This window comes from Flavihumibacter cheonanensis (assembly GCF_022352215.1).
Lineage (GTDB): Bacteria > Bacteroidota > Bacteroidia > Chitinophagales > Chitinophagaceae > Flavihumibacter > Flavihumibacter cheonanensis.
The window spans coordinates 1-279 of record NZ_JAKRWF010000230.1; the positions used below are offsets into that span (position 1 = coordinate 1).

Here is a 279-nt window from a genome sequence, read left to right on the forward strand (position 1 = left end):
GCGGGCCCAGCCGTGCGTGCGGCGAGGATCTGGGTGACCACGTTGTAGGGCCAGCCGTCGGGGAGGTCGCTGGGCACGGGCGGGAGCGGCAGGATGGTGGAACGCTGGTCGCCTTCCTCGACGAAACCGATCTCTTCGCGTGCGGCCTCGCGGATGCCGGCCTCGGTGTCGAGCCGTTCGACTTCGCCGGCGAGCTGGCCGTTGACGCGCTGCAGTTCGTCGAGTTCGGCCTGGCGTTGGGCCAGCTGGTCGTCCTGTTCGAACCAGGTACCCATCGGC

1 protein-coding gene is annotated in these 279 nt (G+C 69.9%); it reads right to left on the minus strand.

Annotated elements, in window-relative coordinates; translation table 11 throughout:
* The coding region (locus MD536_RS21815; RefSeq protein WP_239603886.1) for an FtsB family cell division protein at positions 1-279 on the minus strand (279 nt) is incomplete at both ends.